We start from the raw sequence: 21,393 nt of genomic DNA on the forward strand, positions 1-21,393 counted from the left end.
AGCGGAGTGCTGCTTTTGTCTTTATTTTTTTATGCATAAAATGCAATGGATGTCATACGCACATTCCAATAGGAAAATAAATCTACTTCATTTTCAATAGTCGTAATTTATGATAAGATTTATTTTTGTTAACGTTTTTCCTATTAGGACTTTTCATATTAAATAAATGAAGGTGTATTTCATGATATATTTCGATAATAGTGCTACAACAAAGCCATATGACGAGGTAATCAATGCTTTTGTAAAAATATCAACTCAGTTTTTTGCAAACCCGTCTTCCTTACATGACTTAGGTGGTCAGGTAGAAGAGCTTTTAAAACAGGCCAGATTGCAAATAGCTAGTCTATTACAGGTAAAGTCAAACGAAATTTTCTTTACTTCAGGTGGAACGGAAGGGAATAATTTAGCAATTAAAGGAACCGCATTGCAGTATGCTTCCCGTGGGAAACATATTATTATTTCAGGAATTGAGCATGCTTCTGTTTATGAAACTTGTGAGCAATTAAAATCATTGGGATATAAGATAACTTATTTATCTGTTGATTCAAATGGACAAGTAAATGTTGAGGATCTGGAGTCCGCGATAACAGAAGAAACGATACTTGTTTCCATCATGCATGTAAATAATGAAATTGGGGCTATTCAACCAATTGAGGAAATTGGAAGCATCCTGAAAAACTATCCAAAAGTATTATTCCATGTAGACCATGTACAAGGATTTGGAAAGGTTCCACTAGACCTGTATAAGGCAAATATTGATTTATGTACGATTTCAGCACATAAATTTCATGGACTGAAAGGAAATGGTCTTTTATTTAAACGTGAGGGGATAAGAATTTCTCCCCTTTTAACCGGTGGCAGCCAAGAAGGGAAATTGCGTAGCGGTACCGAGAATACAGGTGGGATTGTAACCATGGCAAAAGCCATGCGGATGATAGAAGATAAGAGGAAAGAAAAAGGTGCAGAGCTTCTGCAGATCCGCGATTATTTAGTGGAACAGCTCGGCCAAATACCGCAAGTTCAATTAAATACAAAACCATCTGTTTCCGCACCACATATTATTAATTTCTCTGTCGTTGGTTTACGTGGAGAAGTTATTGTTCATGCACTTGAAAAGGAAAAGGTATATGTTTCTACTACAAGCGCTTGCTCATCAAAGCAGAGAAAACTCAGCAGAACATTATTATCGACAGGAGTTCCAGATAGCCTAGCAGAAGGTGCAGTAAGAATCAGCCTGTCATATGAGAATACAATGGATGAAGCGAAGGTCTTTATCCAAACCCTACAACAAATTTTAGAAAAATTAAATATGGTAATGAGGGATTCAAAATGAAATATGACCGTATATTAATCCGTTATGGAGAATTATCCACAAAGGGTAGAAATCGTAAGCATTTTATTACCCATTTGAAAAGAAACATCCGTGAAGTATTAAAGGATTTTAAAAATATTCATATTCAAGGTGGACATGATCGTATGTACATCTTATTAAATGGTGAGGATAGTGATCCAATTATGGAGAAACTAACCTCAGTCTTTGGTATCCAATCCTTTAGCTTAGCTGTTCGTACAGAAAGAAATATTCAAGATATTCAGCGAGTAGGATTGTCTTTAGTCGAACAAATTTTCGAATCGGGAAAAACATTTAAAGTATCAACAAGACGCGGCGACAAATCGTTTGAATACGATACGAATGACATTAATCATGCGGTTGGAGGGCATATATTACAAAATATAGAAAATATTAAAGTGGATGTGAAAAATCCGGATATTAATCTTCTTGTTGATGTCAGACCTGATGCTATTTACTTATCATGCGAGGTCATTCAAGGCGCAGGAGGACTTCCAGTTGGATCATCCGGTAAAGCGATGCTCATGTTATCCGGCGGAATCGACAGCCCTGTAGCCGGGTATTTAACAATGAAGCGAGGGGTTCAAATAGAGGCAGTTCATTTCCAAAGCCCTCCTTTCACAAGTGAACGGGCAAAACAAAAAACGATAGATTTAGCAAAGAAAATCTCTGCATTTAGCGGCTATGTAAAAATGCATTTTGTTCCGTTTACAAAAATACAAGAAACCATTCACAAGCATATCCCTGAAGGATACTCGATGACAGCGACCAGAAGAATGATGCTTAGAATTACAGATGAAATAAGAAGAAAAAATGATGGATTAGCGATTGTTACAGGAGAAAGTTTAGGACAGGTAGCAAGCCAAACGCTTGAAAGTATGATAGCGATAAACGATGTAACGGCAACACCAATTTTAAGGCCGTTAATCTCAATGGATAAACTGGAAATTATTGATATCGCAAAAAAAATCGATACATTTGATATTTCAAGTTTGCCCTATGAAGACTGTTGCACAATCTTTACCCCGCCTTCTCCTAAAACAAGGCCGAAACTTTCTAAAATTCAATATTATGAAAGTGATATTGACTTCGACACATTAATAGAAGAAGCTGTGAATAATGTAGAAACAATTATTGTTAGCAGTGAAGACCCTATTAAAAGCGAACAGTTTTCTGATTTATTGTAAATAGAAATTATAGTAAAAATTAATTATACAAGGAACAATTACCATACGTTTCGTTGTATGAAGGCATGTGTTTTTGCAAAATCTATACTCACAAGGAGGTGAAAACACATGCCAAACAATAATCAATTATTAGTAAATGGTGCTGAGCAAGCACTTGACCAAATGAAATATGAAATTGCAAACGAATTTGGTGTAAACCTTGGAGCAGATACAACTTCACGTGCTAACGGTTCTGTTGGTGGTGAAATCACAAAACGCCTTGTTTCTATGGCTGAGCAACAACTAGGTGGACGTATTCAATAATTAAATAAAGTATGGATAAAGGAGTGGGCAATGCCCGCTCCTTTTTGCTCTTCTTCGATTTAATAATTTCAAATTTTTAAATTATTATGTATAATGATATAGAAGAATAATGTTTAGGGGGAGTTTGGATGAGGCGTGAGGATTTATTAGCACCGGAAAAGTACAATATAGTAGAGGAAGTTGAAAGGTTTGCAAAAGATCCTTCCAGAATAGCAATCAAATGGGAAAATGAACAAGGAGAAACAAGAGAAATTACCTATTCCAATTTAATGAAAAATGTGAATAAGATTGGAAACATTTTCTTGAAGTCCGGACTTCAAAAGGGCGACGTTATTTTAGTAATGGTTCCAAGATTAATTGAAGCATATGAGATATACCTTGCCGCCTTGAAAACCGGAATTGTGGTAATTCCAAGCTCCGAAATGTTAAAAGCAAAAGATTTACAATATCGCATTCAACATGCAGAGGTAAAAGGTATTGTAGCCTATTATCCATATATCGAGCAGTTTAATGATATCGAAGATTTAAAGGATATATTAAAATTTGTCGTTGGGAATAAAACAAATGATTGGAATTCCTTATATGACTTAATGGAGACTTCCTCGGAACATTTAGAAATTGGTGATACATCGAAAGACGATATGGCATTTTTATCCTATACTTCCGGAACTACCGGTAATCCAAAAGGTGTCGTACATACCCATGGATGGGGATACGCTCATTTACGCACGGCAGCTCCGAATTGGTTGTGCATCGAAGAAGATGATGTAGTATGGGCGACAGCAGGGCCAGGATGGCAAAAATGGATTTGGAGCCCGTTTTTATCAGTCTTAGGTTCAGGGGCAACAGGCTTTGTTTATAATGGGAAATTTGAACCGAAAACATATTTAAATCTTTTAGAAAAATATAAAGTAAATGTGTTATGCTGTACACCAACAGAATATCGTTTAATGGCGAAGGTAGACAATTTGAATGAATATCAATTGTCAAATTTACATAGTGCAGTATCTGCCGGTGAACCATTAAACAGAGAAGTGATTGAGACTTTTATGAGATATTTTAATATAACTGTAAGAGACGGATACGGCCAAACGGAAAATACCTTGCTTGTTGGGATTACGAAGGAAATGGATGTCAAACCGGGTTCAATGGGAAAACCAACACCCGGGAATACTGTTGAAATAATTGATGATAACGGAAATCCGTGTGAAGTAGGGGAAGTTGGAGATATTGCAGTTCATATTGAAACACCTGCATTATTTAAAAATTATTATAAAGATCCTGAACGAACTGCAAAGCAATTTAGAGGGGAATACTATATTACCGGTGACAGGGCAAAGAAAGATGAGGATGGTTATTTTTGGTTTGAAGGTAGATCTGACGACATTATCATCAGCTCAGGATATACAATCGGACCATTTGAAGTGGAAGATGCTCTTGTCAAACATCCATTTGTAAAGGAATGTGCTGTTGTCGCAAGCCCCGATGAAATTAGAGGAAATATCGTGAAAGCCTTTATAGTCCTTCAGGATGGTATGGATCCAGAGCATCCTAATTTAATCAAAACATTACAGGATCATGTAAAAGCATTAACTGCACCTTATAAATATCCGCGCCAAATTGAATTTATTAACGAATTGCCGAAAACAACATCAGGAAAAATTCGTCGCATTGAATTACGTCAACAGGAAATGGAAAAGGTGAAATAAATTTTTGATAAAAAGGTGGACGGTTTATATACTGTCTGCCTTTCTTTCATTTATAATATTAGAGTTGAGAAACGAGTATATATTACATCATCGACTCAGAACTAGAAAAGAGGAGAAGAGAAATGATGCAGAATGAAAAAAAGGGAGTTTTTTATGCCGCTTTTTCCTATATCTTTTGGGGAGTATTACCTGTATATTGGAAATGGCTGCAGCATGTATCAGCAGATGAAATATTAGCGAATCGAATTTTTTGGTCTTTTGCTTTTATGGTCATTTTACTAATAGTGACAAAAAAGTGGAAAAAGTTCGTAGAAACAATAAAAAATTTAAAGACCAATCGAAAAACTGGTTTATCTCTTATAGTCGCTTCCATTCTCATTACAATGAATTGGTTCATTTATATTTGGGCCGTGAATGCTGATCATATTGTAGAAGCAAGTCTGGGGTATTATATTAATCCATTAATTAGTATTTTATTAGGTGTTTTTGTTTTAAAAGAAAGGCTTAATTATGTGCAAATTATTTCCTTTCTTCTTGCAGCGATTGGGGTAATAATTCTCACTTTGTCATATGGTCATTTTCCTTGGGTTGCCTTTAGTTTAGCATTGACATTTGGTTTATATGGGTTAGTGAAAAAGGTTATTAAAGTTGATTCTTCAATTGGTTTAACTTTAGAAACAATGACAGTAACTCCTTTTGCAATTATTTTTCTCATTTATCTTTCTTTAAAGGGGAACCTGTCGATATTTTCAGGATCTTTAGGAACGGATCTTTTACTAATGGGAGGGGGGATTGTAACTGCCACTCCATTATTGTTTTTCGCAAAAGGTGCACAAGTAATACCAATGTATTTGTTAGGCTTTTTACAATATATTGCTCCAACCATCATGCTCATCCTAGGTGTATTTTTTTATAATGAACATTTTACAAAAGCACATATGTGGGCTTTTGTATGTATTTGGGCAGCCATTATTATTCTATCTGCATCCAATGTATATAAAAGCAGTAAATGGAAGAAGCCTAACAGCATTAGCGCATGAATCTGGTAATTATTTTAGAATTAGACGAAACCTTCCATCCGGTTATTCCGTATAAAAAGCAATCGGAAATATACCCGATTGCTTTTTATACATAATTACAAGAAAGTTCTCCTGACTTTCTCCCAAAAGGAATTGTCTTTTAGTTTTACTGTTTTTATTTTTTTGTCACTTAGCTTGATTTCTACTTTATCGACATGGCGAATACTTAGAGCTTCATTGTCCATTCCCATTAAGGGATATTCGTTTCCGTCTCCGGTAATCTTTAAGGTAAGTTTGCGACTGCCATCGAGAATGAAGGAGGAGCCTAAAGTTCTATATCTGTTATTATTTAACGATGCTATTTCACTTACTTGAAGACACGGTAGCATTGGGTCAACAACAGCTCCATTCACAGACTTATTATAAGCAGTGCTTCCAGTAGGAGTCGCAATTAGCATCCCATCGCCGCGGAACGTTTCAAAATGAAGATCATCAATGAATACATCCATTACAAATGTTTTGATAATCCCGGAACGGATGCTGAATTCGTTTAAACAATAAAAGGATCCTTGATCATCAATATTAGCGATGAGAACGGGATACCTTCGAACTTCGATTTTTTCTTGGGTAATGGCGTCAATCATGTCGGAAACATGTTCAAGCTGAAAATCACAATATAATCCAAGCTCATTTTTTGTAGTTATTCCCGCATAAAGACAATCCTGACGGAAATTCGTTTTTCTTACTGCTTGAAGAAAGGTTCCATCTCCTCCGATGCTTATTATGATGTTTGCATCGTTTGGATTTTGAACAATTTGAAAGCCATACCTTTCGGCTAGTTCAAATAAAGCAAATATTTTTGCATCAGATCGTTCTTTATGAAAAAAATAAATGTGATTACGTTCCGTCATAATTTTACCTCATTTCACAAGTCTAAATTAATAGTAATATTAGTGTAACAAATTATATTTAAAAAATCATTTCATCATACATATGGTATAAAGCTAGAAGGAGGATGAAGAATGAATAAAAAAAGATGGGCGGCACTAGGAATTGCTGCTGCTTTATTTGTAGTATCAATTATTGTTAATTTTGCTATTACTGCCTTTACAACTGATTTTTCCAGCCTTTTTGATAAGGCTTTTACAACCCCGGAACAAAATTTCACGGAGGATGTTATGAAGGATGGAAAAAGCACTAAAAAAATCGCTGTTTTAAATGTCAATGGTGTGATTCAAGATTCCGGAGGTGCAAGTTCCTTATTAAATAACGGAAGCTTTAATTTTCAAGATTTTATGGATCAATTAAACTATGCAAAAGATGATAATAATGTAAAAGGCATTATCATTCGTGTGAACTCACCTGGCGGAGGGGTAGTAGAGTCGGCGGAAATTCACGACAAAATTGTTCAAATCCAAAAAACAACGAAAAAACCCGTTTATGTTTCAATGGGTGCTACAGCAGCATCTGGCGGTTATTACATATCTACCCCAGCGAAAAAAATATTTGCAAGCCCTGAGACACTTACAGGTTCACTTGGTGTTATTATGGAAGGGGTAAACTATGGAGAGCTTGCAAAAAAATACGGAATTAACTTTATGACCATAAAAAGCGGACCATATAAGGATATCATGAGTCCATCACGTCCTATGACAGATAGCGAGAAAAAAATCCTCCAAAATATGGTCAATGATTCTTATGCCGGGTTTGTAAAGGTTATATCAGAAGGGCGAAATATTCCGGAAAAACGAGTACGTGAATTAGCAGATGGGCGAGTTTATGATGGAAGACAAGCGAAAAAACTAAATTTAATAGATGACTTTGGTTATTTGGATGATGTTATCAATAATATGGAAAAGGATTATCATATACAAGGAGCACAAGTAGTTCAATATAGTTCAAATTTTGGATTAAGCTCCTTGTTATCCATGACAGCACAAAAAATGGCTGGCAAAGATGCAGAATTGTCGGGATTGATGCATTTACTAGCCCAACCAAATGCGCCAAGATTAATGTATCTTTATTCGAAATAAGGAGGTGGGCAGAAAATGAGTGGAATAAATAACGATGATCAATATCTTCTAGATCCGGCTGAAGCAGATAAATTGCTTACTAATAATCGCGAATCAAAGGAAAATAATTATTATCTTGCCGGCTTTTGGATGAGGTTTTGGGCATACTTAGTAGATTTAATTGTGATCGGAAGCATTGATCGTTTGCTTGTTAAATCAATTTTCCGCCTGCTTGGTATTTCTTTGGAAAACACAGGAATGTTCTCGCCTATTGCCATTACCACAGCTCTTGTCTTTTATGGATATTTTGTGTTAATGACGAAATTCACAGGGCAGACGATTGGGAAGATGGTATTCGGATTGAAAGTGATTTCGTTGAAAGAAGCTAAACGAACCTGGGGAATGATATTGATTCGGGAATTAATTGGACGTTATATATCTACAACTATCTCGATATTGTATGTAATCATTGCATTTACTTCAAAAAAACAAGGATTACATGATTTGTTTGCTGATACAACTGTCGTACGGGAAGAAAATAAAAAACAATTATTACAGCCTGCTCTTTAAGAGCAGGTTTATTTTTTTATGAACTGGAGAAAATGGTAGGCTGAAAGGTTGTGTGTCCTGATGATCGTAGCCTCTATTATAATTGGAATTCTTATACTAATTTTTTTCATTATTTGGTTTACGACTGTCACCATCATACTGGATTATTCTCATCAACAAGATGATGATCATTTTAAAATTAAACTTCAGGTTTGGAAAATTATTCGTTATACCATAGAGGTGCCCGTTGTAAAAATTGATAAGGATGAACCACATCTTATTTATAAAACGAAAAATACGGATGGGGATCATGATACGAACAAAATAACTCCTCATGAAATTAGTGACCGCCTTTCCGATTATAAGGAACTATTACAACATGTTTTTGGCTTAAATATGGTATTTCGGAAATTTTTTAAAACGATAAAGGTTAAACAGTTGGAATGGCACTCTGTCATCGGAGTAAAGGATGCTGCTTTAACCGGGGTTTTAACAGGGACCGCTTGGGCGTTTAAGGGAGGCATAGTGGGGCTGCTGAGTAAATATATGAAACTTATGGTGTATCCCGAAATCTCTATTCATCCTTCCTTCCAAATTCCCTTATCCCAAACAAAGATAAAATGTATGTTTAAAATTCGAATCGGGAATGCTATTTTAGCAGGAATAAAAATATTGAAGTTTTGGAGAGGTGGTAAAGGCTCATTTAAAACAAAGCCTTTATCTACGGTCTCAGAAGATGAAAATAATCATTCCATTTAATGAGGAGGAGTCGAAATGAGTGACCATCCAATTGAGGGCTTAATGACAGCTGCCATGGAAAATTTAAAGGAAATGATAGATGTAAATACCATTATTGGTGATCCTGTGGAAACACCGGATGGAAGTGTGATCTTAACTGTTTCCAAGGTTGGATTTGGATTTGCTGCCGGTGGTAGCCAATTTAATGCTAATGGAAAATCGCATGCATCAGAGCAAAGTCAAGGACAGCAAGGTGGCGGGTCCGGGCTTCCATTTGGCGGAGGAAGCGGTGGCGGGGTTTCGATTACACCAATTGCTTTCTTAATCGTTAATTCGTCCGGAGTTAAAATGCTGCACCTCGATGAGAGTACCCATCTTCTTGAAAAAATCTTAGATGTTGCACCTAGTGTCGTAGATAAAATTCAGTCAATGATAAAGAAGAATAGCCAAAATAACCAAAATAATCAAAATTCAAATGGATGGAAGACACACCAGCCTACGCAGCAAAAACAAGATTTTGATTTTTAATACAGTTTTATTCTTAGACTATGTTGCCTAAGTAGATGAAAAGCTAAGTTAAGCAGGAACTTATTTAGAAAAGATAACCTGAAATGAAATCTGTATTTGAAATTGTAAAAAAAATACGGGAAGCAACAAGTTTAAATGGACCTTTGATTTTAACAATCTATACGAAACCAGCAATTAACAACTCTCGCCGTTTTCGGCGAGGTTTTTAATTGGAAAAATAGCGAATTCTTCAGTATGATAGGAATAGATATAGAAATAAATTACCTAAGGAGGAAATGAATAAATGGCATCCGTAACATTTAAAGGCACAAATATGACTTTAGTCGGCAATGAAGTAAAGGTTGGCGATAAAGCTCCTAATTTCACGGTATTAGCAAATGATTTATCAGAAGTAACACTTGACGATACAAAAGGTTCTGTGCGTATCATTAGTGTTGTTCCTTCCATTGATACTGGTGTTTGCGATGCACAAACTCGCCGCTTCAATGAAGAAGCATCAAAACTTGATAATGTTAAAGTCCTTACAATTTCAGTTGATTTACCTTTTGCGCAAGCACGCTGGTGTGCAGCGAGCGGTCTTGACAATGTGGTAACATTATCTGACCATCGTGATTTATCATTTGGCGAAGCATATGGTGTTGTAATGAAAGAATTAAGATTATTAGCAAGATCTGTTTTTGTCGTTGATAGCAATGATATGGTTACATATGTAGAATACGTAAGTGAAGGTACTAATCATCCTGATTACGATAAAGCAATTGCGGCAGCAAAAGAAGCAAAATAACGCTAATTTAACCCCGATATTAAATCGGGGTCTATTATTGTCACTGATTTCTTATAGGATATTGCAGGAGGAATTTTGTTAATGAAGTTGGAAAGTATCGAAAAGATTTTTAATGTATTGAATGAAACGGCGGAGATTTTGCAAGCGGAACTTTCGTGCACTTATTTAGAAGCTCTAGCAGAAACAGGGGAAAATATTTTCCACGAAGATATTATGCAGGAGGAATTAAGCGAAATAATAAGAAAAAGATTAGAGAAAATATATAGTGAACTATCTTGGAATCAATTTTCAAATGAACAAATCCGTAAAGCCTATCAATTGGCAATTTTAAAAGGGATGAAGGACAGTGTTCAACCTAACCATCAAATGACACCAGATTCCATAGGACTATTCATGGGTTATTTAATCAATAAATTTTTTGAAAACTCCCAGTCCTTTTCATTGCTTGATCCAGCGGTAGGATCCGGAAATCTATTAACGACAATTTTGAATCATTTAAGACCAAAAGAAATAAATGCCGTTGCCGTAGATGTGGATGATCTTCTGCTTAAGCTAGCTTATATTGGAGCGAATTTACAAAGACATCCTATTCAATTTTTTCATCAGGATGCATTGCAATCCTTATTCGTTGATCCGGTTGATGCAATTGTTTGTGATCTTCCTGTCGGTTATTATCCGAATGATGAAGGTGCACAAAAATACCAATTAAAAGCAGAAGAAGGTCATTCTTATGCTCATCATTTATTTATAGAACAAAGTTTAAATCATATTAAACCAGGGGGATACTTATTCTTCCTCATTCCAAATGATTTATTTGAATCGAAGGAGGCTCCTAAACTCCATACATATATACAAGAGCATGCACATATTCAAGGTGTGCTGCAGCTTCCGTTATCTATGTTTAAAAATCCGCGTGCAGCAAAAAGTATTTTTATTTTACAAAAAAAATCAGAAGAAATTTCTGCGCCTAAACAAGTGCTTATTGCATCACTGCCTACACTATCTAATCAACAGGCAATGGGAAGTATTCTTCAAAAAATTGAAAAGTGGTTTGCAGAAAATAAGTATTGATGCCGGTGTATGACACCGGCTTAATTTTTTGTAAAGATTTGAATATATTTATTTTGAATTGGAACCGATTGCAATTAGGTCTTAAGCTTGATAAACATTTTTTAACATGTTTAAATGAATCGTATGGATACAAAACATATGATATAAATTGACTTAAGAATAGAAGGGACGGTATCAATGTCAAAAATAATTGCAATAAATGCCGGAAGTTCTTCCTTAAAGTTTCAATTATTTGAAATGCCCGAGGAAAAGGTAATTACAAAAGGACTTATTGAGCGAATCGGTTTAAACGATTCTATTTTTAATATAACGGTAAACGATGAAAAACAAACGGAAATTCTTGATATTCCTAATCATGAAGTAGCAGTTAAATTACTGTTAGAAAAGCTTACATCATTAGAAATTATTAAATCTCTATCCGAAATTAACGGTGTTGGGCACAGGGTTGTCCATGGAGGGGAAGTTTTCCATGATTCTGTTTTAATAAATGATGAGGTGGTTCAGCAACTAGAGGATTTGTCAGAATTAGCACCTCTTCATAATCCTGCGAATATTACAGGAATAAAAGCTTTTAAAAATGCATTGCCTAATGTTCCAGCAGTCGCAGTATTTGATACCGCATTTCATCAGACGATGCCCGAAAGCTCCTTTTTATATAGCTTACCGTATGAATATTATAAAAAGTACGGGATTCGAAAATATGGATTTCACGGCACTTCCCATAAATATGTGTCAGAACGTGCGGCCGAATTGCTAGGACGCCCATCAGAACAACTAAGATTAATCTCCTGTCATCTTGGAAACGGGGCAAGTATAGCTGCTATTGAAAGTGGAAAATCCATCGATACTTCGATGGGATTTACCCCTTTAGCAGGTGTTGCCATGGGGACACGATCAGGAAATCTTGACCCTGCTCTCATTCCATTTATCATGGAGAAAACAGGGAAAACGGTTGATGAAGTATTACAAGTGCTCAATAAAGAATCAGGATTACTTGGTATCTCTGGTTTATCAAGCGACCTTCGTGATATTGAATCACAGGCATCAGAAGGTAACGAGCGTGCTGATTTAGCTTTAGAAATATTTGCAAATCGTATTCATAAATACATTGGAACTTATGCAGCTAAAATGTCTGGGGTAGATGCGATTATTTTCACAGCGGGAATTGGCGAAAACAGTGATATTATTAGAGGGAAGGTATTGCGCGGACTTGAATTTATGGGAGTCTACTGGGACCCTCAGTTAAATAAAATCCGCGGGAAAGAGGCTTTCATCAGTTATCCCCATTCGCCTGTAAAGGTAATGGTAATCCCGACGAATGAAGAGGTAATGATTGCACGAGATGTACTGCGAATTGCAGCCTTATAAAATTATAAGTACAACCTTCTAAATACCTGAGGGTTGTACTTTTTTTGGTGCGCCCAGCATGGGTGCAGTCTATAGGGTGAAAGTCCCGAACTGTGAAGGCAGAAGTAGCAGTAGCTAAACGCAAGGGTGTCTGTGGTGACGCAGAATCTGAAGGAAGCGGGCGGCAAATCTCCGGTCTGAGGGACACGAACTTCATATAAGGCTAGGTATCATTGGATGAGTTTGCCAAACAAAACGAAGTCCTTTCTGCCAAAGATGATACAGAGTAAATGAAGCAGATAGATGGGGAGAAAGACTGTACTCTTACCTGGGGAGGTCTGGCTGAAATGCCGAGCACACTCGGTAACTTACTTTGTGAAGGGTAATTGAACAGCCAGAAGTCAGCAGAGGTCATAGTACCTGACTAGCTTAAGATGGTTAGGGAAGGACTGAACATTTAAGGAGAATATACACTAGGCGTTCATTGTTTATGATGATACAGACAATCCAATTGGACTTACTTAAAGGAGGAAGTGGTGAATTCCACAGGGGACTTTAAGAGGGTGGAATAAACAATGGCACAAATAGCACGTATATTCACGTGAAAGGATGTATCGAAATGATGGAACGAATACTGTCACGGGACAATCTACTTTCGGCATTGAAACGTGTCGAAAAGAATAAGGGTAGCCATGGAGTAGATGAAATGCCTGTAAAATCCCTACGAGCGCATATTCTACAAAATTGGCAAGAAATCCGAAATTCAATAAAGGACGGAACCTATGAGCCTATGCCAGTCAGACGAGTCGAAATCCCGAAACCAAATGGCGGCGTTCGTTTATTAGGTATTCCTACCGTGACAGACCGTTTTGTCCAACAAGCGATTGCCCAAATATTAACCCCAATCTATGACCCAACCTTTTCCGAACATAGCTATGGGTTTAGACCCAGAAGAAGGGCACATGATGCCGTTAGGGAAGCAAGGCAATATATAGAAGAGGGCTACAGATGGGTAATAGATATGGACTTAGAAAAGTTCTTCGACAAGGTAAATCACGATATGCTTATGGGACTCCTAGCAAAAAGAGTCAAGGATAAGACGATTCTAAAGTTAATTAGAAAATACTTAGAGTCGGGGATTATGATAAACGGTGTGGAAACTATCAGCGAAGAAGGTGTTCCTCAGGGTGGACCATTAAGTCCACTACTTTCCAATATCATGTTAGATGAATTAGATAAGGAACTAGAGGAAAGAGGACACAAATTTGTCCGCTACGCAGATGATTGTAATATTTACGTAAAAACCAAGAAGGCAGGTTTACGTGTCAAGAGTTCTATCACTACTTTCATTGAAAAGAAGCTTAAACTAAAAGTAAATGAAGAGAAAAGTGCGGTGGACAGACCGTGGAAACGAAAGTTTCTTGGATTCAGCTTCACATCAAACCGTAATCCAAAAATCCGTATCGCAAAAGAAAGTATAAAGAGAGCTAAAAGTAGAATAAAAGAACTAACATCAAGGTCAAAACCCATTCCATTGGAATTGCGTATTGAGAAACTAAATGAATACCTTGTTGGTTGGTGCGGATATTTTGCGCTGGCAGACACGCCAACTCCCTTTAAACAACTGGATGAACATATTCGAAGAAGACTCCGAATGTGCCTTTGGAAACAATGGAAACTACCCAAAACAAAAATTAAAAGGCTCATATCCCTTGGCGTTCCAAGAGAGAAGGCCCATGAATGGGGAAATTCTCGTAAGAAATATTGGCGCATTTCGAATAGTCCTATCTTACACACAACACTAAATCTAAAGTTTTGGAGAAATCAAAAGCTTAAAAGTCTGTTAGATAGATACAACCATTTGCGTCATACTTAAGTGAACCGCCGTATACCGAACGGTACGTACGGTGGTGTGAGAGGTCGGGGGTTAGTCACCCCCTCCTACTCGATTTCTCTTTCCTTCCTTTTTGATATACTTCTAATAGTAGAAAAATATTCCTTGGAATGAGGTGGCTACAAGATGACATGGACGAAAAACGAACAAAAGGTGTGGGAGGATATTGAAGAATATGTTCAATCCTTTCAATCATATGAAGGAAATGATTTTCAGAATCTTTATGGAAAATGGGTTGAAAAGGCATTTACATCAATTCCAGAAAGTTTGACTGAACCGTTTTTTGAAAAGCTGGATACATGGTTATTTCATCTTCATTCCCTTCTTCAAGGTTTGCATATCCAGGACGAAGCGAGAGAGAGAATCCTAAAATCAGCAAAAGTTTTTGACGAATCCATTTTTTTAATTGAGGATATGAAAAAGCTATCCATTGATCAGCTTTCATACATAGCTGACCAGCATGTTTCACGACATAAAATATATTCCTTGCTGCAGGGAGGAATGACAGCAACAGCACAGCCTATTTTTTTGAGCTCCGATTTTTTAGCTTTAATCTTGATTAATTTACGGTCCGTACAATTAACAGCTATCACCTATGGATATGATGTCCGACAGCCATTTGAAATGATGACATCTTTGAAAGTTTTTCATACTGCATCTCTTCCAAATCGGTTAAAAGGGATGGGGTGGAAAGAGTTAACGGATGAATTAGAGGAGCATCACTCCTTGTATTTTTATGAAGGCATGGAAAAAATAATCGATTATAGGTGGTTGGAGGAGCCGTTTAAACAATTGCTAAAAGTATTTTTTATTTCACTTTTTAATAAAAATTCTTCTTCAAAATCTTCTTTTGTTTCACTGGCTATTGGGGCAGGCGCAAATTATCAATTCTCGCGAAAAGTGAATCAATTTGCAGAAAAGTATTATCAATATCGATTTTTACTTGATAAACAAAGGGAAGAATATTGATGAGTGTGGAAGAACATAAACGAAACGCTGAGGGCTATGTGACTTGTGCCGTCATTACCATTAGTGATACAAGAAATGTTGAAAATGATAAGAGCGGAAAGTTAATGAAAGATCTTTTAATTGGAAACGGACATCAAGTGGAATATTACAAAATTATTAAGGATGACAGGGATGAAATAATAAATTCTATTCATGAAGTTCTGGAAAATAGCAATATCAAAGCAATTCTTCTAAATGGAGGAACTGGTATTGCAAAGCGGGATGTTACCATAGAAACAGTTACCAATCTTTTCGAAAAGGAAATAATTGGATTTGGTGAGCTATTTCGAATGCTAAGTTATACGGTAGATATCGGTCCTGCTGCTATGCTGTCCAGGGCGACAGCTGGAATTTACCGAAACCGTGTTATTTTTTCAACTCCCGGCTCTACAGGTGCAGTACGATTAGCGATGGAGAAGCTTATCGTACCTGAGCTTAATCATGTCGTTCATGAAATAGAAAAGGATCTATAAGGCTTTAATATGACTTTTACTGATTAACTCTTCAATTTATTTCCTCCATATTTTTCGGATAATTTATTCCTCGTAACCGAAAAATAATAGAGTATTTAAAACTTGAAGGGGTGTATGTATGAAAAAGCAGGAACCTAGCAAAGACCTTACTTATGATGAACAGGCAATTGAAGAAACGACAAATCAAATTATGGATGCCTATGCCAGCGGAGTTGTCGATCAGCCAGATGGACAATTTCATATCTATGATCAAAATGATGAACAATAGGTTATTATCTAGCCACCTTTAGGGTGGCTATTCTATTATTTTTTATAAGTAAGAGAAAAATTAATAGGAATATACGATTATATTTGATAAAATGAAAGTGCTTTCTAAAATTACTTTTTTAATATATTTTGTTCATGGATGATATAAAGGAGGTTTATCTTATGCGTATTGGGGTACCAAAGGAAATTAAAAATAACGAAAATCGTGTAGCTATGACTCCAGCAGGTGTTGTAACGTTAACAAAAGCTGGACATGAGGTTTTTATTGAAACTGGAGCGGGATTAGGTTCCGGATTCATCGATGGAGATTATGCTCAAGCTGGAGCAAAGATTGTCCAAACAGCTGAAGAAGCATGGTCCATGGAAATGGTCATGAAGGTTAAAGAACCTTTACAAAGTGAATATAAGTATTTCAGAGAAGGTTTAATTCTATTTACATATTTACATCTTGCAGCTGAACCAGAATTAACAAAAGCATTATTAGAAAGCAAAGTAATCGGTATTGCATACGAAACAGTACAGCTTCCAAATCGTTCTTTACCACTATTAACTCCAATGAGTGAAGTGGCAGGAAGAATGGCTCCGCAAATTGGTGCTCAATTCCTTGAGAAAAATCATGGAGGTAAAGGAATTCTGTTATCAGGTGTTCCTGGTGTACAAAGAGGAAAAGTTACCATCATTGGCGGTGGTATGGCTGGAACGCACGCTGCGAAAATGGCAGTTGGTCTAGGTGCTGAAGTAACTGTGATTGACTTAAACCCTGATCGTTTACGTCAGCTTGACGATATTTTCGGAAGCGATATTTCCACTCTAATGTCAAATCCATATAATATTGCTGAATCTGTGAAAGATGCTGATTTAGTAATCGGAGCTGTTCTTATCCCTGGTGCAAAAGCACCGAAATTAGTGACAGAGGAAATGATTTCGTCTATGAAGCCAGGTTCTGTTGTAGTGGATATTGCTATTGACCAAGGTGGAATTTTCGAAACAAGCGATCGCATTACAACTCATGATAACCCAACTTATGAAAAACATGGTGTTGTTCACTATGCCGTTGCTAACATGCCTGGAGCTGTTCCACGTACATCAACGATTGCGTTAACAAATGTAACGGTTCCATACGCATTGCAAATCGCGAACAAAGGATACAAACAAGCGTGTCTTGATAATGAACCATTATTTAAAGGTATTAATACACTAAATGGTCGTTGTACGTATCAAGCGGTTGCAGACTCTCTTCAACTTGAATATGTTGATGCGAAGACACTGCTTCAATAATGGTGAAAAAAATCCACCCAAAATGGGTGGATTTTTAGCTTACTTTATTATTTGTAAAGTTTTATCAAACGATGTTAAAACATCTACTCCATTTTTCGTAACAAAAACATCATCCTCAATACGAACCCCGGCAATACCTGGTACGTAAATTCCAGGTTCAATCGTAAATACCATACCTTCCTTTAAAACAAGTTCATTCGTATTGGTAACGGAAGGAAACTCGTGGACACCAATTCCCAAACCATGGCCTAATCGATGGGTGAAATATTCACCATAACCTGCGTCTGTAATAATATCTCTTGCAAGTTGATCTAGTTCTTTTGCTTTGATCCCTGGTTTTACTGCCTTAACAGCTTCTTCCTCAGCTTTAAGTACTGTATGATAGATTTTATGCTGTTCATCATTGATATGGTCATAAGCAACCGTTCTAGTAATATCAGAGCAGTAGCCTTCATAAATGACGCCCAAATCAAACAACACAAGATCGCCTTTTTTAATTTTTGTTAATCCAGGATTTCCATGTGGTGAAGCGGCATTATTACCTGTCAACACCATCGTTTCAAATGACATTTGGGAGATTCCTTTTTTCTTTAGTTCGTATTCAATCGCTGCAATGATATCAAGTTCTGTCTTTCCCTCAGCGATTTCGTTAATACCAACTTGCACGGCAAAATCAGCATATTCAGCTGCTTTTTTTAAGATTTGTTTTTCGTTTTCATCTTTCACAAGGCGAAGTTCACGCAGCTTTTCTTCTGCAGCAACAAAGGAAGCGCCTGCAAATCTCTTCAGTATTTCTTCATAGCGTTCAAGATTGATATGCTCTTTTTCTAGAGCCATTTTTGCAACTTTCTCCACTCGGGATTTCATATTTTGGGCAACAATATCCCAAGCATTATCTGTATCGGAACAGCCGATAATCTCATATTCCCAACCTGATTGCTTTGCATCATGGGCATCTAAAGCGGGACAAATTAAAAAAGGCTCTTTATCTTGAAATACAGCAATACCAAGTAATCGCTCATGGGGATCGCTATAAAAACCGCTTAAGTAAAATACATTTTCGGAAGAAGTGATGAATGCTGCATCAATGTTTTCCGTTTTTAACCATTCCGTTAAACTTTGTAATCGTTGGTTCACTACCGTCATCTCCTTAAATAGGTTCCTCTTAAGAATAGCAAAATTTCAGAAGTTATTCTATTATTTAAGGTAGAGTGGCGGAAGGAAATAAAGCTATTTTTCCCGAAGTACATAAAGAATAAAAATAAGAGGAGTGAAGAAATTGAAAGTATCTTATCATGGACATTCAGTTGTGAAAGTTGAAACAAATGGGAAAACGATTTTATTTGATCCTTTTATTAATGGAAACTCACAAACAGATTTAAAAGCAGAAAATGAAAACCCGGATGTCATTATTTTAACGCACGGTCATAATGACCATGTTGGAGATACCGTTGAAATTGCTAAAAGAAGCGGTGCTCTAATCATTGGAAATGATGAAATTGCCACTTATATGGAATGGCAAGGATTAAAAACACATCCTCTCCATATTGGCGGTTCTTGTGAATTTGACTTTGGAAAGGTTAAATTAACACAGGCATTTCATGGCTCATCCTATTATACAGAAGATAAACAAATCATTTATTTAGGAGAACCTGCTGGTGTTCTGTTAATGGCAGAGGGAAAAACAATCTATCATGCTGGTGATACTGCGCTATTTTCAGATATGAAGCTTATCGGGGAAAGACATCCTATTGATTTAGCGTTCCTGCCAATTGGAGATAATTTTACGATGGGGCCGGATGATGCGGCTTATGCTGCAAGCCTTTTGAAAGCAAAAACAGTAGTGCCTATTCACTACAATACATTTCCTCCTATTAAACAAGATCCTGCTAAATTTATTGAACTATTAGAAGGGCAGCATGGGAAAATCATGCATGCTGGAGATACGATTGAACTATGATAACGGCCTAATTTTAGGTCGTTTTTTTTGTGCACTTTTAATGAATAAACGCATAAAATAATACAAGCCTTAAAAAATGGAGGTATTGTGATGAAAAGAAATAGATATTTACTTTGTTTTCTGCTCGCAGCAGCCCTGATTTATTATGCCATTCCACAGCTGCCATTTACAGCATCTGGGTCAGGCGGATTATTTGCATCTGTTTGGCTTGGATTTGCTCTATTGGTGATTGCAGGGAACCTTTCAGCACTTCTTTATTCACCAAAGAAAAAATCCTACAATAAGAGAGAAATTCAGGCGAGGAAACGAATTAGATCACATTAAAAAACTCTTTCATTGCTACTTAGAAAATTAATTGGCACCCCTGTTTCAGGGGTTTTTTGCTTGTGGCAGAATTATTTGCAGTTCCGCCTGAATTAATCCCGGTAGTGCCTGAATTATTTTTCGAAACGCCTGAATTATCTATTTAAAATGCGGAATTCCTACATTAATTAGCTTTAACTTTAAGGTATGCTTTTCTTATTAATTGAATTACCAAGCTTTTCACTTTATAATGAAGCTTAAATATTGCGGCGGAAAAAAGGGTGAAAAGCTTGGCAACTAAACATGAACAAATCTTGCAATACATAGATACCTTGCCTATTGGTGAGAAGATTTCGGTTAGGCAAATTGCGAAGGCTTTGAATGTAAGTGAAGGAACTGCGTATAGAGCCATTAAAGATGCTGAAAATAAGGGTTATGTCAGCACTATTGAACGTGTTGGCACGATTCGAATCGAAAGAAAGAAAAAGGAAAATATTGAAAAGCTTACTTTTGCTGAAGTTGTAAATATCATAGATGGACAAGTTTTGGGTGGGAAATCAGGACTTCATAAAACATTAAATAAATTTGTCATTGGTGCCATGAAATTAGAAGCAATGATGAAGTATACGGATGCAGGCAGCTTGCTAATTGTCGGTAATCGAACCAATGCCCATGAACTGGCATTGCGCGCTGGTGCGGCAGTTCTCATTACAGGCGGCTTTGATACCGAAGAACGTGTCAAAAAACTTGCCGATCAATTAGAACTCCCGATTTTATCTACCAGTTTTGATACTTTTACAGTTGCAACCATGATAAATCGTGCTATTTACGATCAGCTGATTAAAAAAGAGATTATACTAGTAGAAGATATCCTAACACCTTTAGCCGAAACAATTTATTTAAAAATCGATGAAAAAGTAGAAAATTGGTATGAAAAAAAGCGCCATACTACTCATAGTCGATTTCCGGTAGTAGATTCCCATATGAAGGTTCAGGGGATGGTTACAGCTAAAGATATCATTGAGCAGGAAGCTTTCGTACCTATTGAAAAGGTAATGACGAAAAATCCTATTACGGTTAGTCCAAAAACAAGTCTAACTTCTGCCAGCCACATGATGATTTGGGAAGGAATTGAAATGATCCCGGTTGTGGATGATTATCAGCGCCTACAAGGAATTATTAGCAGACAGGATATTTTAAAAGCGTTGCAAATGACACAGCGCCAGCCTCAGGTTGGGGAAACGATAGACGATATCATAACAACACGGCTAGATTCTACCTCTATAAAAAATCAAGATGAAGAAAGTTATTTTTTTGAGGTTTCTCCGCAAATGACGAATCCGCTCGGAACCATTTCCTATGGTGTATTCACCACACTTCTATATGAAGCAGCTAACCGGAAATTGCGTCAGCAAAAAAAAGAAGATATTATTATCGAAAACATGACCGTCTATTTTATTAAGCCAGTACAAATTGAGAGTACGATAGAAATTATTCCGAAAGTTCTAGAAGTAGGACGAAAATTTGGAAAAGTAGATGTCGAGGTTTACCATGAAGGGATTCTGGTGGGAAAGGCATTATTAACCTGTCAGCTAATTGACCGATAGAAGAG

Annotated in this window: 22 protein-coding genes; 20 read left to right on the forward strand and 2 right to left on the reverse strand. The window is 36.6% G+C overall.

The window, feature by feature from the left end; all coding sequences use genetic code 11:
• Nucleotides 1-181 precede the first annotated feature (181 nt).
• The 5 genes from NSQ59_RS08820 (at nt 182) to rarD (ending at nt 5,590) form a co-directional block, all read left to right on the forward strand.
• Nucleotides 182-1,333: a cysteine desulfurase family protein gene (locus tag NSQ59_RS08820; RefSeq protein ID WP_340830741.1), complete on the forward strand. Its 1,152-nt coding sequence runs from the start codon at nt 182-184 to the stop codon at nt 1,331-1,333.
• Entirely contained in the window at nt 1,330-2,538 is a 1,209-nt protein-coding gene (gene thiI / locus NSQ59_RS08825) for a tRNA uracil 4-sulfurtransferase ThiI (protein WP_055739016.1), read from the forward strand. The genes NSQ59_RS08820 and thiI overlap by 4 nt, the downstream gene beginning before the upstream one ends.
• A 108-nt stretch (nt 2,539-2,646) precedes the next feature.
• Nucleotides 2,647-2,841: an alpha/beta-type small acid-soluble spore protein gene (locus NSQ59_RS08830; RefSeq protein ID WP_055739017.1), complete on the forward strand. Its 195-nt coding sequence runs from the start codon at nt 2,647-2,649 to the stop codon at nt 2,839-2,841.
• Nucleotides 2,842-2,969: 128 nt separating this feature from the next.
• Nucleotides 2,970-4,550 carry an acyl-CoA synthetase MbcS gene (gene mbcS, locus NSQ59_RS08835; protein WP_055739018.1) on the forward strand — a complete coding sequence of 527 codons (1,581 nt, stop codon included), beginning with the start codon at nt 2,970-2,972 and terminating at the stop codon, nt 4,548-4,550.
• 122 nt (nt 4,551-4,672) lie between these two features.
• Nucleotides 4,673-5,590 carry an EamA family transporter RarD gene (rarD, locus tag NSQ59_RS08840; RefSeq protein ID WP_340830746.1) on the forward strand — a complete coding sequence of 306 codons (918 nt, stop codon included), beginning with the start codon at nt 4,673-4,675 and terminating at the stop codon, nt 5,588-5,590.
• Nucleotides 5,591-5,685: 95 nt separating this feature from the next.
• Here rarD and NSQ59_RS08845 read toward each other — a convergent pair whose 3' ends face one another.
• A complete protein-coding gene (locus tag NSQ59_RS08845) occupies nt 5,686-6,480 on the reverse strand; it encodes an NAD kinase (RefSeq protein ID WP_055739020.1) in 795 nt (264 codons plus the stop codon).
• A gap of 111 nt (nt 6,481-6,591) precedes the next feature.
• Between NSQ59_RS08845 and sppA the strand changes: the two genes are divergently transcribed.
• From sppA to ald, 12 genes are all read left to right on the forward strand, one after another.
• Entirely contained in the window at nt 6,592-7,602 is a 1,011-nt protein-coding gene (gene sppA / locus NSQ59_RS08850) for a signal peptide peptidase SppA (protein WP_055739021.1), read from the forward strand.
• Nucleotides 7,603-7,617: 15 nt separating this feature from the next.
• The gene (locus NSQ59_RS08855; protein ID WP_055739022.1) at nt 7,618-8,151 is read left to right on the forward strand and encodes an RDD family protein; all 534 of its coding nucleotides are present in this window, start codon (nt 7,618-7,620) and stop codon (nt 8,149-8,151) included.
• Nucleotides 8,152-8,211: 60 nt separating this feature from the next.
• Entirely contained in the window at nt 8,212-8,889 is a 678-nt protein-coding gene (locus NSQ59_RS08860) for a DUF2953 domain-containing protein (protein WP_055739023.1), read from the forward strand.
• A gap of 15 nt (nt 8,890-8,904) precedes the next feature.
• Complete coding sequence (gene ytfJ / locus NSQ59_RS08865; RefSeq protein WP_055739024.1) at nt 8,905-9,396, forward strand: GerW family sporulation protein; 492 nt, start codon at nt 8,905-8,907, stop codon at nt 9,394-9,396.
• 283 nt (nt 9,397-9,679) lie between these two features.
• Complete coding sequence (gene tpx / locus NSQ59_RS08870) at nt 9,680-10,180, forward strand: thiol peroxidase (protein ID WP_055739025.1); 501 nt, start codon at nt 9,680-9,682, stop codon at nt 10,178-10,180.
• 81 nt (nt 10,181-10,261) lie between these two features.
• Entirely contained in the window at nt 10,262-11,251 is a 990-nt protein-coding gene (locus NSQ59_RS08875; RefSeq protein ID WP_055739026.1) for a class I SAM-dependent methyltransferase, read from the forward strand.
• Between the two features lie 177 nt (nt 11,252-11,428).
• Nucleotides 11,429-12,619, forward strand: coding sequence for an acetate kinase (locus NSQ59_RS08880; protein ID WP_055739027.1), 1,191 nt, complete (start codon nt 11,429-11,431; stop codon nt 12,617-12,619).
• Between the two features lie 598 nt (nt 12,620-13,217).
• On the forward strand, nt 13,218-14,474 hold the full coding sequence (ltrA, locus tag NSQ59_RS08885) for a group II intron reverse transcriptase/maturase (RefSeq protein ID WP_340828527.1): 1,257 nt from the start codon (nt 13,218-13,220) through the stop codon (nt 14,472-14,474).
• A gap of 144 nt (nt 14,475-14,618) precedes the next feature.
• Complete coding sequence (locus tag NSQ59_RS08890) at nt 14,619-15,461, forward strand: EcsC family protein (RefSeq protein ID WP_055739028.1); 843 nt, start codon at nt 14,619-14,621, stop codon at nt 15,459-15,461.
• Nucleotides 15,461-15,973 carry a MogA/MoaB family molybdenum cofactor biosynthesis protein gene (locus NSQ59_RS08895; RefSeq protein ID WP_055739029.1) on the forward strand — a complete coding sequence of 171 codons (513 nt, stop codon included), beginning with the start codon at nt 15,461-15,463 and terminating at the stop codon, nt 15,971-15,973. Before NSQ59_RS08890 ends, NSQ59_RS08895 begins: the two co-directional genes overlap by 1 nt.
• A 118-nt stretch (nt 15,974-16,091) precedes the next feature.
• Nucleotides 16,092-16,241 carry a hypothetical protein gene (locus NSQ59_RS08900; RefSeq protein ID WP_163258608.1) on the forward strand — a complete coding sequence of 50 codons (150 nt, stop codon included), beginning with the start codon at nt 16,092-16,094 and terminating at the stop codon, nt 16,239-16,241.
• A gap of 161 nt (nt 16,242-16,402) precedes the next feature.
• A complete protein-coding gene (ald, locus tag NSQ59_RS08905; RefSeq protein ID WP_055739030.1) occupies nt 16,403-17,518 on the forward strand; it encodes an alanine dehydrogenase in 1,116 nt (371 codons plus the stop codon).
• A gap of 39 nt (nt 17,519-17,557) precedes the next feature.
• Here ald and NSQ59_RS08910 read toward each other — a convergent pair whose 3' ends face one another.
• Entirely contained in the window at nt 17,558-18,655 is a 1,098-nt protein-coding gene (locus NSQ59_RS08910) for a M24 family metallopeptidase (protein WP_055739031.1), read from the reverse strand.
• A gap of 142 nt (nt 18,656-18,797) precedes the next feature.
• Here NSQ59_RS08910 and NSQ59_RS08915 point away from each other — a divergent pair, with 142 nt between their 5' ends.
• From NSQ59_RS08915 to NSQ59_RS08925, 3 genes are all read left to right on the forward strand, one after another.
• Complete coding sequence (locus tag NSQ59_RS08915; protein ID WP_055739032.1) at nt 18,798-19,478, forward strand: metal-dependent hydrolase; 681 nt, start codon at nt 18,798-18,800, stop codon at nt 19,476-19,478.
• A 90-nt stretch (nt 19,479-19,568) separates the two neighbouring features.
• Nucleotides 19,569-19,802, forward strand: coding sequence for a hypothetical protein (locus NSQ59_RS08920; RefSeq protein ID WP_055739033.1), 234 nt, complete (start codon nt 19,569-19,571; stop codon nt 19,800-19,802).
• A 269-nt stretch (nt 19,803-20,071) separates the two neighbouring features.
• Nucleotides 20,072-21,388: a CBS domain-containing protein gene (locus tag NSQ59_RS08925; protein ID WP_055739034.1), complete on the forward strand. Its 1,317-nt coding sequence runs from the start codon at nt 20,072-20,074 to the stop codon at nt 21,386-21,388.
• The last annotated feature ends 5 nt before the right edge of the window (nt 21,389-21,393 follow it).

It is taken from the genome of Margalitia sp. FSL K6-0131, assembly GCF_038008735.1.
GTDB classification, from domain to species: Bacteria; Bacillota; Bacilli; order Bacillales; family Bacillaceae_C; genus Margalitia; species Margalitia shackletonii.

Bases quoted from the DNA above. Each gene is read 5' to 3' on its own strand.
- rarD (WP_340830746.1), top strand. From the start codon at position 4,673: ATGATGCAGAATGAAAAAAAGGGAGTTTTTTATGCCGCTTTTTCCTAT.
- NSQ59_RS08880 (WP_055739027.1), top strand. From the start codon at position 11,429: ATGTCAAAAATAATTGCAATAAATGCCGGAAGTTCTTCCTTAAAGTTT.
- NSQ59_RS08845 (WP_055739020.1), bottom strand. From the start codon at position 6,480: ATGACGGAACGTAATCACATTTATTTTTTTCATAAAGAACGATCTGAT.
- NSQ59_RS08855 (WP_055739022.1), top strand. From the start codon at position 7,618: ATGAGTGGAATAAATAACGATGATCAATATCTTCTAGATCCGGCTGAA.
- NSQ59_RS08890 (WP_055739028.1), top strand. From the start codon at position 14,619: ATGACATGGACGAAAAACGAACAAAAGGTGTGGGAGGATATTGAAGAA.
- ald (WP_055739030.1), top strand. From the start codon at position 16,403: ATGCGTATTGGGGTACCAAAGGAAATTAAAAATAACGAAAATCGTGTA.
- NSQ59_RS08860 (WP_055739023.1), top strand. From the start codon at position 8,212: ATGATCGTAGCCTCTATTATAATTGGAATTCTTATACTAATTTTTTTC.
- sppA (WP_055739021.1), top strand. From the start codon at position 6,592: ATGAATAAAAAAAGATGGGCGGCACTAGGAATTGCTGCTGCTTTATTT.
- NSQ59_RS08920 (WP_055739033.1), top strand. From the start codon at position 19,569: ATGAAAAGAAATAGATATTTACTTTGTTTTCTGCTCGCAGCAGCCCTG.
- ytfJ (WP_055739024.1), top strand. From the start codon at position 8,905: ATGAGTGACCATCCAATTGAGGGCTTAATGACAGCTGCCATGGAAAAT.
- tpx (WP_055739025.1), top strand. From the start codon at position 9,680: ATGGCATCCGTAACATTTAAAGGCACAAATATGACTTTAGTCGGCAAT.
- thiI (WP_055739016.1), top strand. From the start codon at position 1,330: ATGAAATATGACCGTATATTAATCCGTTATGGAGAATTATCCACAAAG.
- mbcS (WP_055739018.1), top strand. From the start codon at position 2,970: ATGAGGCGTGAGGATTTATTAGCACCGGAAAAGTACAATATAGTAGAG.
- ltrA (WP_340828527.1), top strand. From the start codon at position 13,218: ATGATGGAACGAATACTGTCACGGGACAATCTACTTTCGGCATTGAAA.
- NSQ59_RS08875 (WP_055739026.1), top strand. From the start codon at position 10,262: ATGAAGTTGGAAAGTATCGAAAAGATTTTTAATGTATTGAATGAAACG.
- NSQ59_RS08900 (WP_163258608.1), top strand. From the start codon at position 16,092: ATGAAAAAGCAGGAACCTAGCAAAGACCTTACTTATGATGAACAGGCA.
- NSQ59_RS08830 (WP_055739017.1), top strand. From the start codon at position 2,647: ATGCCAAACAATAATCAATTATTAGTAAATGGTGCTGAGCAAGCACTT.
- NSQ59_RS08895 (WP_055739029.1), top strand. From the start codon at position 15,461: ATGAGTGTGGAAGAACATAAACGAAACGCTGAGGGCTATGTGACTTGT.
- NSQ59_RS08820 (WP_340830741.1), top strand. From the start codon at position 182: ATGATATATTTCGATAATAGTGCTACAACAAAGCCATATGACGAGGTA.